Below are 15,345 nucleotides of genomic sequence, written 5' to 3'. Positions count from 1 at the left end.
AAAGGAATACTACTCGGAATTAACTGGAATTCATATTCATGGTTAATATATTTTAATCCCAATCTATCGAAACCAAGAAACATAAAGTAGAGGATCAGAACGGAATATAGTCCTAATATTGCGAGGGTAATGTTACGATGTTTTCCTTTAATAATAAAACCTCCTATTACTAATAATTGTTCTTATTAATACTTTTTCGAATTCGTATATTTTAAATATAACAATAAGACCATGTGGATGTAAGTAGTAATAATCGGTTCTGTTGCAAAGATAAAATGAAAACCAGTAAAACGCATATAGGGGTACGGAAACGATTCAGGGTATGAGGGGCCACTCTGGGATTTAATTACAAATAAAAAAGAACTTTATTCAAGTTCTTTAAATCTACGATATAGGAGTCCCACCAACTAAACGCGAATTTCGTACGCTAAGGTACAATCGAGCTTGATTCCTAAAAACACAAGTCGCGGAACAAGCAATTCTATCGTATCAAAGAAGATAATTAGGAGTTCCTTATCTTGTTTTATTAAAGTGTTCGTTCGATAAAACATATAAAAGGCAGACCATTTTACTAGTCTGCCTTTTATAGTATCATTTAAGCTTTCTCGTTTTCCCAATCTTTTCTAAGTAACCCCATAATATGAATGTCATGGTAACTACCGAACCTAAATAATTCTTCTTTTAAAGTCCCTTCTACGGAAAATCCGCATTTTTCATAAGAAGCAATAGCTCTTTTGTTGTAACTAAATACTTGGAGCTTGACTTTATTTACATTCATATAATTGAAAATAAAGTCAACCAGTATTTGCATTGAATCAGTTCCATAACCTTTCCCTTGATATTCAGGACTTATTGAAACGCCAACGTGACAAGTACCATTTTTCCAGTTCACTAAGTAAACAGCTATGGTCCCAATAAAGATTTTTTCATCTTTAAGTTCAATACCAAACATGTAATCCTCTTTATCAGAACTTATTTCATTAAGAAATTTTTCATGGTCACTCTCAGTAGGAGGAAATGGTATTTCATCATTCATTAATAACCGGCTCTCCATTACATCTTCAATGTTACAGTAGTTTCCGTAATCCTCTTTTGTTATTTTTCGTAGAGTGACTTTATTACCTGTTAAAAATCTTTTACTATATTGCTTAATCAAATTAATATCCCCCAATTAATACGCAGGGGTATGCAGTAAGGGTTATTTTACTGTACCCTTGCGACGTTTTTTTGTTCCTTTAGTTTTTAAAAACATCTACTGCACTGCTCGTTAACATAGGCTTATCTCCCTTTTCTCTAGATAATAAAAGTATATATTACATTATAAGAATTTTCAATCATTTCATCAAGGCTAATGAAAGAAGTAAACATTCAAGGGGTAGCTAAAAAAATTGTTCCAAAAACGATGTAAATTAAACAAAAAGGTTCGGAAAAATTTCGGACCTTTTTATTATTTCTGCTCCTAATTGTCATTTAGCCCTTGACCTAGAGTTAAGTCTAAGTAGTAGCATGTAAAGAAAGGGGGAATTGAAAATGTATAGTATATCAGAAGTGGCTATAAAAACGGGATTCACGGCTCATACTTTGCGCTATTATGAAAAGATTGGTCTATTGTCTTCTCCATTGAGAAAAGGTGGGAAAAGAAGATATACAGAAGGTGAAATTAGATTACTTAAATTCATGAAAATGTTAAAGCAAACAGGGATGTCTTTAGAAGATATTCAAGAATTTTTAAAGGATGGATGTCTTCTAGAAAGTATTGATTCTAATGACGTCCAGTTAAAAAAGATTCAAAACCGAGTAGATATTTTGAAGAAACACCTACTCCTTTTAGAAGAGCAGAAACAAGAGATTGAATCGGTTATGAATGTGGCGAAGATGAAATTAGAGACATATGAAACGATGATTGGAGGCTTAAAAGGTGAGGAGTAAGATATATCTTATGTTAATAGGTTTTGCTGTATTTACAGGAGCTACTTTCAACCTGGCTAAGTATTCTGTTCACTATTTCTCAGCTGTGGGTGCTGCGGCATGGCGATTTGGTATAGCTGCATTGGTTATGGTACTTATCTTGGGCTTTCAAAAACAAATAAAGATAAGTATCATTAAGACTCATTGGAAAATGTATATCTTACTTGGTATTATAGGCATCTTTGGATTCAATACTTTTTTCTTTTTAGGGATGAAGTATACCTCGCCTTTAAATGGGGCATTGATTATGGGAACTAATCCTTTAGTAACTGCACTTTTTGCATATTTTATCTTAAAAAATCCGATTACAAAACAGCAAATGCTTGGCATAGCTTTTGCTTTAGTAGGTGTTATATTGGTGCTTACTCAAGGTTCATTAGCAATTATTCGAACTTTATCCATTTCTAAAGGTGATCTACTTATCTTAGCAGGGAATATTTGCTGGGCTTTATACGGTGTATTAGGAAGAAAATATTTAAATGGTAGTTCTTCAATGGAGACAACCACTTATACGATGGTAATTGGTTCTCTTTGCCTTACGATACTAACGGTCTTTATACCGAGCCCTCAACCTTTATCTTACGTTACGCTCCCCGCTTGGGGTGCTATTTTATTCATGTCTCTATTTACGAGTGTATTAGGCTACCTTTGGTGGAATAAAGGTATGGCTACTATTGGTGTAAGTAACACGTCCTTATTTTTTAACTTAGTTCCAGTGGTTACAATGATTCTTTCTATCATAACTGGTTCTACTATTTCATTACCTCAAATAGTAGGTACATGTTTAGTTATTTTAGGAGTTCTAACAGCTTCTGGCTTCATGCGTTTGAAAAGAAAACAAAAAATTCCAGCTTCATTATAAGAATGAATTTAGCTAAATATTATATAGGGGTCCCATTACATTTCTATAAATCTCATAAAACAAAATTTCCCCTAAAATGAAAAAATGCGCTATTCTTTCTGTAGTATCATAGGAAAGGATGGCGTTTTTGTATGTCTATTTCTGTATCTGATGAACTACAACTATTTGCTCAAGAGATTCAAAGGTTTTTATCTCCAAATGCCCTACAGGATCTTGCTAGAGATGTTGGTTTTGTTCAGCGACTGAGTAAGTACCAAGCAAAGGATTTAATCGCTTTATGTGTGTGGATGAGCCAAAAGGTTGCTACGACTTCTTTAACTCAGCTATCTAGCTGTTTAGAAGCATCAACTGAAGTGCTTATCAGTCCTGAGGGACTGAATCAACGATTTAATCAGGAAGCTGTTCACTTTTTACAACAGATATTAGCCAAACTACTAAACCAAAAATTAGCTTCATCTGTATCGTTTTCTTCTCCCTATACTTCTGCTTTCAAACGTATTTGTATTCTAGATTCAACTGCATTTCAACTACCTAATTCCTTTTCAAGCGTTTATCCAGGTGCTGGAGGATGCAGCCATACAGCGGGATTAAAAATTCAATTGGAGTATGATCTATTAAGTGGACAGTTTTTACATATTCATACAGGTCCAGGGAAACAACATGATCGAACCTATGGTTCTCTGTGTGTTCCAACCGTGAAAGAAAATGATTTGTGTATTCGGGATTTAGGCTATTTTCATCTGAAAAATCTTCAACATATACAAGATAAAAAGGCTTACTACATCTCTCGTATTAAATCAAATACACGTATTTATCAAAAAAATCCTAATCCTGATTATTATCAAAATGGAAAGCTAAAGAAGAAAACAGAATATAAACAGATAGATATGGAGGCATTAATGATTTCTCTTAAACCAGGGCAAACATACGAAATATCTGATGCTTATGTAGGAATGATTGATAAAGTGCCAGCTCGTGTAATTGTCCATCGACTTACAGAAGAACAGCAACAAAAACGATTACAAGATCAGGCTGTAAGAGAAAAAAAGAAGGGAATGAAGTATTCTGCTCGTAGTAAACGACTTAGCGGTATCAATGTATATATGACAAATACCCCTACAAATATTGTCCCAATAGGACAAGTACATGATTGGTATTCTTTACGTTGGCAAATCGAGATTTTATTTAAAACGTGGAAATCGTTCTTTCATATTCATCATTGTAAGAAGATAAAACGGGAACGATTGGAATGCCACTTGTATGGGCAATTGATTGCCATTCTACTCTGTTCTTCTACCATGTTTCAAATGCGGCAATTACTTCTTATAAAAAAGAAGCGAGAACTGAGTGAATATAAGGCCATATATATGATTAAAGATTACTTTCTTCTTTTCCAAGCAATACAGAAAGACACCCAAGAGCTATCAAAGATTCTAATTCGCCTGTTCAACCTCCTACAGCAAAACGGGAGAAAATCTCATCGATATGAGAAAAAAACGGTCTTTGATATATTAGGTGTCGTTTACAATTGTACTATGTCTAATAATCAAGCGGCTTAATTCAAAAAAAAAATGAAACCCGTTAGGGTTTATTTCGTATACAAATCTTTAAATCCCCTACATGTATCCTCTAGAAAAAAAGAAATAATCTCTACTATAAATGATGTTGTATGAGCTTAGCTTGATAGCGATGGGGTAGAACCACATCACCATCAAGTTAAGGTTTTGAAGTACCCCCTAAATGAAAATTTTCTTTCTCTATAGTTAGTTATTTTAAGAAGTCGGCTGTTTTGTCTACTACGATAATAATGGGTTATGTTAACCTACATCGTGTATGTAGGTTTTTTAGTTCTGTTAAGAATGTTATTGATTTTCTTCTTAAGTTAAAGGGCGGAAGAGTTTAAAAAAATATAACTTTTTCGACAATTTTGTGAAAGTTTTTTGTTTTTAAAGGTACCTCATCTCAGTTAATTGAATAAAAGATTAATAAATTAACTGAATTGGAGGACTTTATGAATAGATGGCGTAAAAATTTAATCATCACATCTCGTGGAAATTTTGAAGTATTCGTAAAAGGAAAAGGTGAGCCACTTTGTGTGACCCACGACTATTCTGAATTTAATGAAACAGGAGATTACTTTGCAGAAACTTTTACAAAAACTCATAAAGTATATTTAGTTAATTTGAGGGAAACTGGTAATTCAGAAAAAGCTTTAGAGCCTTATCAACTAAGTATGTTGGAAACAATTTTTGATTTGGAAGCTATTCGTGAAGCTTGGGGTTTGGATCAATGGGGGTTTGCAGGTCATTCGACTGGAGGAATGTTGGGGATTATTTATGGAATCTATTTTTCAAGTAGCTTGAGATACAATATAATTGTCGGAGCATCTGCAAGAGAATATCTTACGTTTTCATCTGAGTGTATCTATAATTCAGACCATCCTCAATTCACTAGAATGCAAGAGCTAAATGAATCCTTAAAACGTTCTGACTTATCAGTAGAAGCTAGAAAAGAACTTTCAATTGAAAGGACAAAAATGTCTTTATTTGAGCCGAAAAGATATTCAGAACTATTTAAACTAAACATTACGAAGAAAATGTCAGCTGCACGTTTGAACTATTTTAGTCGAGAACTCCAAATATACGATGTTACTAAAAAGTTAAAGCTAATCACATCGCCAACACTGATAATATGTGGAAAATATGACTTACAATGTCCATTACCATATTCATTAGAAATGAAAGAATTAATTCCAAATTCTAAACTAATTATTTTCAATGAAAGTAATCATTATCCGTTTCTAGAAGAATCAAAACTATTTAGTAAAGAGCTTGATCTATTCCTTGAAGAACAATTTACACGATTTAACTAACGAGTACGTTAGTTGATTGATTTCCAATAACAATGATTATGTAAATATATAAAAGTAACTAAGGTTTTGCACTATCTATAAAGCAAAAAAGACGTTATCCTTTCTGTATAATTATAGGAAAGAATAGCGTATTTTTTCATTTTAGGGGGTATTTTTTTTATTAGGTTGATAGCGATGGGGGACCGCCAGCATTTTAGAAAAAAACTCATATTAAGCAGAAAATACAATAAGCCGCCCATATGGACATCTCTTTTACATAATTATCGTTATCTGAAATAAAAAAGCTCTACAGAACAAAGAATATAGATTATGTATCCATGGAGATGCAGTCCCAATCTTCATTTCTATAACTGATTAGCCAGAACAAGCCCCTTCGTCTTTCAACAACAATACTTTCCTGCATACCAGCAGTCGCTTCTCTCCCATTAATTCTATCATGTACACAAGCCCAATGAAGCCGATAAATGAGGTCGGCCTCGTCCAAAATCTCTTCTGCACTTCGTAATCTTGTTTGTTGATAAAATTCATTAAAAGAACCACAATTAGAAACGAGTTTAATTGGGTAATGACAGTCACAGACCTCTTTTGGAAATTTCAGTGTATTCACGAGACCTATTGACCAAAGTAAAACCCATTGAGCTTCATACTGCCATGCAATCTGTATGGCTTCTTTCTGGTCAGGTTGCTCTGAATTTAGGAAATCTCTTTCCTGCTTCGTTAATGATTCAACCACACCGAATTTTTTCAGCAGCTCCATGACGAACTCTTTGGAAGTTTTCAAATCTCCTTCTTGGACAACATCACAAGCATATTGTATAACAATCAGCAAAGCTACTGCTCTCTTCGTAATCTCTTCTCGATTTCTCAACTGAATACTTGTCAAAGGCGGCAATTGAGGCAATCCTTCGATATATGGAATCCCTTTATCTTGCAGGTTGCTTATCGATTTCTGTCTTCTTTTTTCCCCATCGGTAGAAGTACTTTCCTGGCCCATTATTATCTTCGTACATGCATGAGGAGTAAATTCTGAAGGCCCAGAGGATCCATCTGGAAATACGATTACTTGTCCATCCTTCCCGATGAGAGTACGATCAGGGATAAAACCAATACCGTTTACCTGATTGAGTAACTTAAGGAACAGCCCCACGTAGTCATCACTATAATCCTTCTCCGTCTCTATAGCAATTATGGTATTAATTACAGAAATCTGTGCCAAAACCATCGTCTTAAGGCGTTCTTCTTGAAATGCAATTTGATCGTACATATGCATCATTCCAGGAATATTATTGGAAAAATAATCAGGAGATGATTCTTCAGAATCCACCCGAATAATAATTTTATTTTTGCCAAATAGTCTCTTCGATTGAATAGTATATTCATTTTTATTGCGTACAACCTTGAATCCATTTTGGAAAACTTGAGTAATGAAACCTTCTATATCATTTGTATCGTTCCTTGATGCAAATATCGTGAAAAATCTCAATTTTCCCCCTCCTCTAATGCTTATATTCAATTTAGCTATTAAATTTAGAAAAACAAAAGAACATAAGCTGTTTAACATATTATACATGACTAATAGGGGTCACGTCACATGCCCATCAACTTAAGAATTTTATAACACCCCAAAACAAAAAAATCGTACATTTTCACATGAAGATGTTAATTTTCTCGTTTTGGGGGCATCTGCATTTCTTAGCTTGATAGCGATGTGGTGCTATCCCAATATCGGTTAATCTTTTTTCTTGTTAATTTAAAAACCAGATATAAATATTATATTCTTATCCCTTTTATCACCACATCAACAATCGATTTTGCAAGGTTGTCGTCCAAAGGAGCATGTCCTGTAAGAAGTCGATATATCATAGGCCCATAAATTAAATCAATGATAATTTTAGAGTCTATATCGTTTCGAATCTCGTTGCGATCAAATCCCCGCTGCAACATAACTTGCACAGCATTTTGTCGACTGACTAGGAACCGTTCGCGAAATATGGTAGCTATATGAGGATCGTATTGACTTTCAGCAATGAGTTGGGTAAACACCTTACCAATAGGACTTTTATAAAACCGCATAACTGAAAGTAACTGTTGTAAAAAATCTTCACGTACAGATCCAGTATCAGGTATTTTAACCTCTGCTTCCATTTTAAATAGAAAAGCATCTATTGAAACTACATTCTTGTTTGGCCACCACTTATAAATAGTTGCTTTGCTAACCTCAGCACGGGCAGAAATCTCATCAACAGTTGTTTTCCGAAGTCCTTCTTCAAACAAAAGTTCGATAGTAGCTTTCAGAATACGCTCACTTACTGTATTGCTGCGGGGTCTCCCTCGCTTATGCTCAGAATTTGACTGTTTTACCTCGTAATTAACCAATTTGTTCATCCTCTATATTTGTGCTTAATGTGACAGTTTGCCAATTATTTAAATCTGTTTTGACTTGTTCAAGTTTTGTTTTTATTCGCTTTAGGGAATCAGGCCCCAAAACAAGTCTTAGTGGTGGATCATCAGCTGCAACAACCTTCAAGATAGCTGAAGCTGCCTTTTTAGGATCACCAGGCTGATTACCGTTACTTTCATTAGCCGTTTCTCGTGTTTGTCCTGAAGTATTTGTATAATCTTTAATAACTGTATTAACAGAACGCATAGAACTTGCAAGAAAATCGGTACGAAACATTCCTGGTTCGACAATGGTAACTTGAATACCTAAAGGCTTCACTTCTAACGATAACGCTTCCGATAATCCTTCCACTGCAAATTTAGTGGAGTTATAGATTCCCCATCCTATAGAACCTGAAAATCCACCAACTGAAGAGATATTGATAATATGACCGGACCTTTGAGATCGAAGATGAGGTAAGACAGCTTGTGTTACAGCATGCAAACCAAAAACATTAGTAGAAAATACTTGTTTTACTTCCTCCAGGTTCGCTTCTTCCACTGCGCCTAACAGTCCATACCCGGCATTATTGACTAAAATATCGATATGCCCAAATTTTTCAATGGCTTTTTCGACTGATTCTTGGATTTGATAAGAATTCGTTACGTCTAAAGGCAGGATTAATAAATGATTATTATCTTGAAAAGATTGTGCTAAAATTTCTGGTTTACGTGCTGTAGCTACTACCATATCACCTTGTTCAAGTGCTGCCTCAACTAATGCACGCCCAAATCCTTTTGAAGCCCCAGTAATGAACCATACCCTATTATATACAATGTTTTCCTTTTCCAATGTGCATACCTCCATTTTTTAGGGATTTTCACTAATAATTATATAATAAACTAAACGTTTAGTATTGTATACTGTATTTAGGGGTATCGCCACATGCCCATCAAGCTAAGGTTGGGTATTCCATGAACTTCCGTTCTTTTTGCCTACATGCTTGATATTTTGTTTATTTGTTTTTAAAAATACGCATTCCAAATAAACCTTAATAAGGTGTATTTTTAAAAGTTATGCAATTTTCTTATTTAGATTGGATACAGTGCACTTATAAACAACACCTAAAATATCAAAAACTGTCTTTTTCTCATATCGATGGGATTTCCGTCCGTTTTTCTGTAAGAGGTCAAACAGACGAAGAAAAATTTTTGATACTTCTTGAGTGTCTTGTTGTATAGCTTCATATACTAAGTACAGATGATCTTGAATCATATAAATTGCTTTATATTCACTTAATTCTTTTTGTTTTTTCTGTAGTAACAGCTGTCGCATTTTGAACATAGTGGAAGAACAAAGAAAAATAGCGATTAACTGTCCATAAAGATGACACTCTAGACGCTCTCGCTTAATATTGTGACAATGATTGATACCAAAAAGAGATTTCCATGTTTTAAATACAATCTCTATTTGCCAACGTAGAGAGTAAATCTCGTGAACATGTTTCATCGGAACAATTTCCCATAGGATATTGGTAATATAAACATTGATTTCTGTTAAACGTTTACTTTTTTCAGAGTATGTAACCCCTTTTTTCTTTTCAACATAAGTTTGCTGTTTCCTACGTTTATGAACTTGAGTTGATGTGAGTCTGTATATTACAACTCGTGAGGGTAATTTTTGTTGTCCAACATAGGCATTCTGAATTTCATAAGTATCTCCTGGTTTTATCTGATACATGACATGTTCAAGGTCAAGTAAAGCATATAAAGATTGCTTTTTTACTGTCCCATCCCGAAAGAATTCTGGAGATTCATTTTTCACATATACTCTATTATTTAATTTCAACCGTGAAACATAGAATACCCCTCGTTGATCCATCTGATCTAAATCTTTTAGAGAAAAGTATCCTAAATCTCGAATACATAAATCTCCTGGTCGTAAGGTATCCAAACATCCTGTACCAAAGGTTTTATCATTATTTTTACCTGGTTCCATTTGAAAATTGAGGAATTTCCCACTATGTAAATCATACTCTAGTTGAATCTTAATACCAGCTGTCTGTGCACATCCTCCTGAACCAGGATAAATAGAAGCTAAATGATTGGGTACTTGAAAAATAGTAGCATCTAAAATACGTATACGTTGAAAATAAGAGGTGTATTGATTTGAGATTTGAGACGAATCGTTTAATTTGCTTTTGATTAAAAGGGAAAATACACGTTGTAGAAATAAAACAGCACATCGGTTAAAACGTTGATTAAGTCCTTCTGGACTTATAAGTGTAGCTGTATTTGCATAAAGCTGACTACATAATCGAGTAAGGGAATCGCTTGCTACCTGTTGGCTAATCCAGATACATAAGGCAGCCAAATCTCGTGCGCCATACTTACTTTTGCGTTTTACAAAACCTGTCTCTTGTGCGAGTTGTTGAAGAATATGTGGAGATAGATATCGCTGTAGTTCTTCAGCAAACAAATGAAACTCATCTTGAATCGATAGATTCATACAAAAAACGCCATCCTTTCTGTATATTTCTACAAAAAGAATAACGCTTTCTATGAATTATGGGTATAAATTCATCTTAGGTTGATAGTAATGTATGGTGGCCCCTAATAATAAATTACTAGCCACGTCTTCTCATTAATTTTTTTACAACAAAATAGAACACAGCAAGAGCCACTGCAGTAATAGCAAAATATTTAACATAGGGCCCTGCTACTTCATTTATATTCTCCCACTTTTCACCCAGTTTCCAACCTAAATATACAAATAATGCCGACCAAGGAATAATTGCAAGCGTAGTAAGCGTAATAAATCTAACATGTGACATTTTAGCAATACCTGCAGGTATTGAAATAGCATGGCGCACAAAAGGAATAAAACGTGCTGTAAATATTACACCAGTTCCATAACGATTGAACCATGCTTCCGCATGATCAATATGCTTTTTTTGAATGAAAATATATTTTCCATAACGCTCAAGTACTGGTCTTCCTCCATAACGACCAATCCAGTATATAAATAGCTGTGCTATAACTCCACCAATTGTACCGAATACAACAGCACCGAAAAACGATATATTTCCTGATGACACTAAATATCCAGCATACGCTAGCACAATTTCACTTGGTATTATTTCAATCATTAGTCCAAGCATAACTCCCCAATAACCAAGTCCTTCTAAAAATACTAAAATTGAATGGATTAAATTACCTAACATCTTTACACCTACCATATACAAAATTTTCAAACATACTAACAAAATAAAGATATACCTTATTCCAGGCATATCTCTATTTTACATAATATACAAATTATTCCTAGTAAAATATGATAAAGTTTTCTTTGTTATGTACTGACCTTCCTTTATATAACACCCATTATCAGTAGGCAACGATGCATAAAATTTTCGTGATGGGGGTAATTAAAAATATTAGCTTGATGGCGATGGGGTATCGCCAGTATTTCGAAAAAAACCACGCTATCCAAAAAATACATTAAGCCGCCCATATGGACAGCTCATTTACATAATTATCGTTATTGGAAGTTGATTAGTATGTTATTCAAAGAAATTTTCTTCGTTTTCAAACGGAGTTATTTTGTTCGTTCAAAGATAATATCAAAGTAATTTGCGTACCCCATAGTTGGTGGCGCAAATATTTGAACAAGTTTCCAACCGTCTTCAGCATGTTCGGCAATAATACGTTTATAATCTTCTTTAGGTTCCCCATTCCATTTATTAGCTTCGACTTTAACGAATTTGTAATCGTACATATTCTCTCCTCCTTTTCCTAATTGTATCATTTAGAAGAAGTGATATGTTTTGTAATTCTAATTGTATATTGTATACATGATCGGTTAACATAACGCAATATTATCGGTAGCAAGGACAAAGCGGATCCCTACTCTCACAAGGAATCCGCTTTTTTCCTTTTCTATGACTCTGTTTATTCTTTTATACATTCCTATCCTGGCGTGGGTTTTAGGATTATCACTTGTTACTGGATTAGCTGAAAAACTGTATAAAATCTTGCATGCTCTTAGCGTGGATTTTTCCGAAATGCTGGCGGTACCCCATGCCCATCAAGCTAAAATTTTGAAGTACCCCCAAAATGAAAATTTTCTTTCTCTATAGTTAGTTATTTTGAGAAGTCGGCTGTTTTTTTCGTTTTGGGGGTGTTTACTTTTCTTAAGTTGATGGGTATGATCCTACACCCCCTTCTCAACCATTTCAAAAGAGCCTTCATTTCACATTTTTTTCACAAATTAATATCCCAAAATGTATAAGAATTCGCGGCTTTATAAGTTCTCATCATAGACATAGTTTTTATTGTATTAATGAACACTTTTTGAAAGCATATTCGGACGTGATGAAATTATCTAAATTTTTTGTATTATGAAATTGTAAGATTTCATTTATCCAAGGAGGGGTATCATGGGTGAGCATAAACTGCATCAGCAACAATCCGAAAGTAATGAAAAAAATTCATTAAAAGGTACATTAATCTCTGTTTTTTTTGTTGGATTTTTTATTATTTTCACTTGGTTTAGCGTCTATCAAATTTTTGTCAATCGTTTATAACACATTGTTTTTTAAAGGAGAGATGGGGATATGCACTTACATAAATACGAAAAAATTTGGCTCATTTTCGGTGTCGGCTCACTGTTCGTATTTTTAGCTATTTTAGGAATTAGTGCTTTTTATATGGGAAACAAACCACCGAGTTGTTTAACTACAATTGACCCAGAAAAAGTTCATGCAACCGCACCATTTGATCAACCCGGTGTGAAACAAGTTGGAAAAAATCATTATCAAGTTACGATTGTCTCACAAGCTTTTTCTTTTACACCAAATACAATTAAAGTACCAAAAGGTGCAAAAGTAGATTTTGTTGTTGCGACAAAAGATGTTGTACATGGGTTTGAAATCGCAGGTACAAACGTCAATATGATGATTGAGCCTGGCTATGTAAGCACAGCTTCACAAGTATTTCAAAAAGCTGGAGAGTATTTAATTGTTTGTAATGAGTATTGTGGTACTGGTCATCATATGATGAGCGCGAAAGTGGAGGTGACAGAAAAATGATTGCACTGCAAGATAAAATAAGTAAACGAGATGCAAAATTAGCTATGGCTCATATACATGTCGCATTTATTGCTCTTTTTCTAGGTGGAATATGTGGCTTACTGCAAGTTCTCGTTCGTTCAGGTAAATTCAATTTACCTGCTGGGATTGGCTACTATCAAGTATTAACAACACATGGCGTTTTACTCGGACTTGTATTAACAACGTTCTTCATTATTGGCTTCTTATTTACTTGTATGAGTAAAACAACGGGTGTCCTATCAAAAGGTGTTCGAAAAACAGGCTGGATTGGTTTTTGGCTTATGACAATAGGGACAACAATCACCGCTATTTTTATTCTACTCAATAAAGCTACTGTACTCTATACATTCTATGCTCCATTAAAAGCACACCCTGGATTTTATATCGGACTTACCCTAGTTATTGTTGGAAGTTGGTTCAGCGGCTTTGCAATGTTTGCTCAGTATCGTATATGGAAAAAACACAACAAAGGAAAGATAGGTCCTCTGTTAAGCTTTATGGCTGTTGTAACAATGGCGCTATGGCTTGTTGCAACTCTTGGCGTTGCAGCTGCAGCACTTATTCAATTTATTCCATGGAGCTTAGGTTTAGTTGATAAAATCGATGTTTTAGTCAGCCGAACACTATTTTGGTACTTCGGTCATCCACTCGTTTATTTTTGGCTTCTTCCCGCTTATATGGCTTGGTATGTCATTATACCGAAAATTATTGGTGGTAAAATTTTCAGTGATTCACTAGCTCGGTTGTCATTTATTCTATTTTTACTATTTTCTATGCCTGTAGGATTCCACCATCAATTAACTGAACCAGGTATTGACCCAGGGTGGAAATACTTACAAGTTGTCTTAACATTTATGGTTGTTATTCCATCTTTAATGACGGCCTTCTCTTTATTTGCAACCTTTGAACAGTTCGGCCGTTCTAAAGGAGCTACTGGACTATTTGGATGGCTTCGTATGCTTCCATGGGGAGATGCTAGATTTTTCGCCCCATTCGTCGGTATGCTTATGTTCATACCAGCTGGTGCCGGCGGTCTTGTTAATGCAAGTAACCAACTCAATCAAGTTGTTCATAACACTGTATGGGTAACTGGACATTTCCATTTAACATTAGCGACTTCGGTTGTATTAACGTTCTTTGGAATTGGTTATTGGCTCGTTCCACATTTAACAGGACGCGTCATGACAAAAGAAATGAACCGCCTTGCTATCATCCAAACTTGCGTGTGGGCTATCGGTATGTTCTTTATGTCTGCTGGTATGCACTTTGCTGGACTACTCGGAGCACCTCGTCGCTCTGCATTTTCTACATATGGAAATTCACAACAAGCACTTGAATGGATTCCCTATCAAATTGCGCAAGCAGTCGGAGGAGCGATTTTATTTGTTGGAATCGTAATAGCGATTATTATTTATTTAGATCTTGTCTTCTTTGCACCAAAAGGTCAAACAGAGTTCCCAATCGGTGAAGTAGCGGATGCCTCTGAACGGACACCGATGGTTTTCGATAATTGGAAACTTTGGATTGGCATTACAGCGCTACTTATTTTATTCGCTTATACCATTCCATTTATTGATATGATTCAAAATGCTCCGCCTGGTTCGAAAGGCTTTAAATTATGGTAAGTGAAAAGCAGAGGGGAATCCCCTCTGCTTTATTTCGAGAATAGCTATTTAATCATGCACCTGCAGGCTTAATAAATATATTCCTTTCTCTATTTTAAAAATGTATTCTTCTGAGCTACAAGCATAATAACCATTTGGTTCTACTTGAACTAAATAAACCTCATCTGGTTCTTGTTTAAATTCCTCTAATAAAAGTTCTATTAAATATTATTTTGGTGTAAGGCCATTTAATTCATATCCTTCTGGAAACTTCCCAAACCAATATATTTCACTACTAGGGTATTGCCTCAAAAACGCTTCCTTCCATTTATTTAATTTTATCAACTCAACTTTATATACATCTGGAAACTTTTCGAATAAATTTTTAATATCTTCATCTTTATTTGATGCTAGAATAACAAATTCATAGTAATTCATCACATATTCATCTGAATTAAATTTTGAAAAGTTATTCAAAAATCTATTAATGTCCTCCATACCCCTTCTCCTACTCTTGCTTTTTCATAAAATCGAACAATCTGGTGAGTC

15 protein-coding genes are annotated in these 15,345 nt (G+C 34.6%); 7 read left to right on the top strand and 8 right to left on the bottom strand.

Translation table 11 applies throughout. The annotated features are described in order from the left end of the window. Window positions 1-595: 595 nt before the first annotated feature. On the bottom strand, window positions 596-1,156 hold the full coding sequence (locus BLV40_RS14785; protein WP_090691214.1) for a GNAT family N-acetyltransferase: 561 nt from the start codon (window positions 1,154-1,156) through the stop codon (window positions 596-598). Between the two features lie 374 nt (window positions 1,157-1,530). Between BLV40_RS14785 and BLV40_RS14780 the strand changes: the two genes are divergently transcribed. The 4 genes from BLV40_RS14780 (at window position 1,531) to BLV40_RS14765 (ending at window position 5,702) form a co-directional block, all read left to right on the top strand. Next, window positions 1,531-1,929: a MerR family transcriptional regulator gene (locus BLV40_RS14780; RefSeq protein WP_090691211.1), complete on the top strand. Its 399-nt coding sequence runs from the start codon at window positions 1,531-1,533 to the stop codon at window positions 1,927-1,929. 10 nt (window positions 1,930-1,939) lie between these two features. Continuing rightward, the gene (locus tag BLV40_RS14775; protein WP_244525411.1) at window positions 1,940-2,830 is read left to right on the top strand and encodes a DMT family transporter; all 891 of its coding nucleotides are present in this window, start codon (window positions 1,940-1,942) and stop codon (window positions 2,828-2,830) included. Between the two features lie 131 nt (window positions 2,831-2,961). After that, complete coding sequence (locus BLV40_RS14770) at window positions 2,962-4,389, top strand: IS4 family transposase (RefSeq protein WP_090691206.1); 1,428 nt, start codon at window positions 2,962-2,964, stop codon at window positions 4,387-4,389. A 452-nt stretch (window positions 4,390-4,841) separates the two neighbouring features. Then, window positions 4,842-5,702, top strand: a complete 861-nt coding sequence (locus BLV40_RS14765; RefSeq protein WP_090691204.1) for an alpha/beta fold hydrolase — start codon at window positions 4,842-4,844, stop codon at window positions 5,700-5,702. 307 nt (window positions 5,703-6,009) lie between these two features. On the opposite strand, the gene BLV40_RS14760 is transcribed toward BLV40_RS14765, so the two are convergent. From BLV40_RS14760 to BLV40_RS14735, 6 genes are all read right to left on the bottom strand, one after another. Further along, on the bottom strand, window positions 6,010-7,185 hold the full coding sequence (locus BLV40_RS14760) for a DUF4272 domain-containing protein (RefSeq protein ID WP_090691201.1): 1,176 nt from the start codon (window positions 7,183-7,185) through the stop codon (window positions 6,010-6,012). 287 nt (window positions 7,186-7,472) lie between these two features. Beyond that, on the bottom strand, window positions 7,473-8,087 hold the full coding sequence (locus BLV40_RS14755) for a TetR/AcrR family transcriptional regulator (protein WP_244525409.1): 615 nt from the start codon (window positions 8,085-8,087) through the stop codon (window positions 7,473-7,475). After that, window positions 8,071-8,934, bottom strand: a complete 864-nt coding sequence (locus BLV40_RS14750) for an oxidoreductase (RefSeq protein WP_090691195.1) — start codon at window positions 8,932-8,934, stop codon at window positions 8,071-8,073. Before BLV40_RS14750 ends, BLV40_RS14755 begins: the two co-directional genes overlap by 17 nt. A 222-nt stretch (window positions 8,935-9,156) precedes the next feature. Continuing rightward, window positions 9,157-10,590 carry an IS4 family transposase gene (locus BLV40_RS14745; RefSeq protein ID WP_090691192.1) on the bottom strand — a complete coding sequence of 478 codons (1,434 nt, stop codon included), beginning with the start codon at window positions 10,588-10,590 and terminating at the stop codon, window positions 9,157-9,159. A 118-nt stretch (window positions 10,591-10,708) separates the two neighbouring features. Next, complete coding sequence (locus tag BLV40_RS14740; RefSeq protein ID WP_016130557.1) at window positions 10,709-11,305, bottom strand: undecaprenyl phosphate transporter UptA; 597 nt, start codon at window positions 11,303-11,305, stop codon at window positions 10,709-10,711. 374 nt (window positions 11,306-11,679) lie between these two features. Continuing rightward, on the bottom strand, window positions 11,680-11,859 hold the full coding sequence (locus tag BLV40_RS14735) for a DUF4177 domain-containing protein (RefSeq protein WP_090691189.1): 180 nt from the start codon (window positions 11,857-11,859) through the stop codon (window positions 11,680-11,682). Window positions 11,860-12,520: 661 nt separating this feature from the next. On the opposite strand from BLV40_RS14735, the gene BLV40_RS14725 reads away from it, so the two are divergent. Genes BLV40_RS14725 through BLV40_RS14715 form a run of 3 tightly spaced genes read left to right on the top strand, consistent with a single transcriptional unit; the run spans window position 12,521 to window position 14,817 of the window. Next, window positions 12,521-12,667 (top strand): cytochrome c oxidase subunit 2A, encoded by a 147-nt coding sequence (locus BLV40_RS14725; RefSeq protein ID WP_090691183.1) that lies wholly within the window; start codon window positions 12,521-12,523, stop codon window positions 12,665-12,667. Between the two features lie 30 nt (window positions 12,668-12,697). Then, on the top strand, window positions 12,698-13,171 hold the full coding sequence (locus tag BLV40_RS14720; RefSeq protein WP_026591148.1) for a cytochrome c oxidase subunit II: 474 nt from the start codon (window positions 12,698-12,700) through the stop codon (window positions 13,169-13,171). Next, complete coding sequence (locus BLV40_RS14715) at window positions 13,168-14,817, top strand: b(o/a)3-type cytochrome-c oxidase subunit 1 (protein ID WP_090691181.1); 1,650 nt, start codon at window positions 13,168-13,170, stop codon at window positions 14,815-14,817. The genes BLV40_RS14720 and BLV40_RS14715 overlap by 4 nt, the downstream gene beginning before the upstream one ends. Before the next feature lie 207 nt (window positions 14,818-15,024). On the opposite strand, the gene BLV40_RS29805 is transcribed toward BLV40_RS14715, so the two are convergent. Next, on the bottom strand, window positions 15,025-15,294 hold the full coding sequence (locus BLV40_RS29805; protein ID WP_348519731.1) for a hypothetical protein: 270 nt from the start codon (window positions 15,292-15,294) through the stop codon (window positions 15,025-15,027). Window positions 15,295-15,345 lie beyond the last annotated feature (51 nt).

This window comes from Bacillus sp. 166amftsu (assembly GCF_900107445.1).
GTDB classification, from domain to species: domain Bacteria; phylum Bacillota; class Bacilli; order Bacillales; family Bacillaceae_G; genus Bacillus_A; species Bacillus_A arachidis.
Note: the sequence above shows the minus strand (reverse complement) of the source record. Positions and strands in the feature narration are given on the sequence as shown.

Excerpts from the sequence above, each read along its gene's own strand:
- BLV40_RS14780 (WP_090691211.1), top strand. The coding sequence starts at position 1,531 with ATGTATAGTATATCAGAAGTGGCTATAAAAACGGGATTCACGGCTCAT.
- BLV40_RS14765 (WP_090691204.1), top strand. The coding sequence starts at position 4,842 with ATGAATAGATGGCGTAAAAATTTAATCATCACATCTCGTGGAAATTTT.
- BLV40_RS14735 (WP_090691189.1), bottom strand. The coding sequence starts at position 11,859 with ATGTACGATTACAAATTCGTTAAAGTCGAAGCTAATAAATGGAATGGG.
- BLV40_RS14725 (WP_090691183.1), top strand. The coding sequence starts at position 12,521 with ATGGGTGAGCATAAACTGCATCAGCAACAATCCGAAAGTAATGAAAAA.
- BLV40_RS14715 (WP_090691181.1), top strand. The coding sequence starts at position 13,168 with ATGATTGCACTGCAAGATAAAATAAGTAAACGAGATGCAAAATTAGCT.
- BLV40_RS14745 (WP_090691192.1), bottom strand. The coding sequence starts at position 10,590 with ATGAATCTATCGATTCAAGATGAGTTTCATTTGTTTGCTGAAGAACTA.
- BLV40_RS14755 (WP_244525409.1), bottom strand. The coding sequence starts at position 8,087 with ATGAACAAATTGGTTAATTACGAGGTAAAACAGTCAAATTCTGAGCAT.
- BLV40_RS29805 (WP_348519731.1), bottom strand. The coding sequence starts at position 15,294 with ATGGAGGACATTAATAGATTTTTGAATAACTTTTCAAAATTTAATTCA.
- BLV40_RS14770 (WP_090691206.1), top strand. The coding sequence starts at position 2,962 with ATGTCTATTTCTGTATCTGATGAACTACAACTATTTGCTCAAGAGATT.
- BLV40_RS14740 (WP_016130557.1), bottom strand. The coding sequence starts at position 11,305 with ATGTTAGGTAATTTAATCCATTCAATTTTAGTATTTTTAGAAGGACTT.
- BLV40_RS14720 (WP_026591148.1), top strand. The coding sequence starts at position 12,698 with ATGCACTTACATAAATACGAAAAAATTTGGCTCATTTTCGGTGTCGGC.
- BLV40_RS14775 (WP_244525411.1), top strand. The coding sequence starts at position 1,940 with ATGTTAATAGGTTTTGCTGTATTTACAGGAGCTACTTTCAACCTGGCT.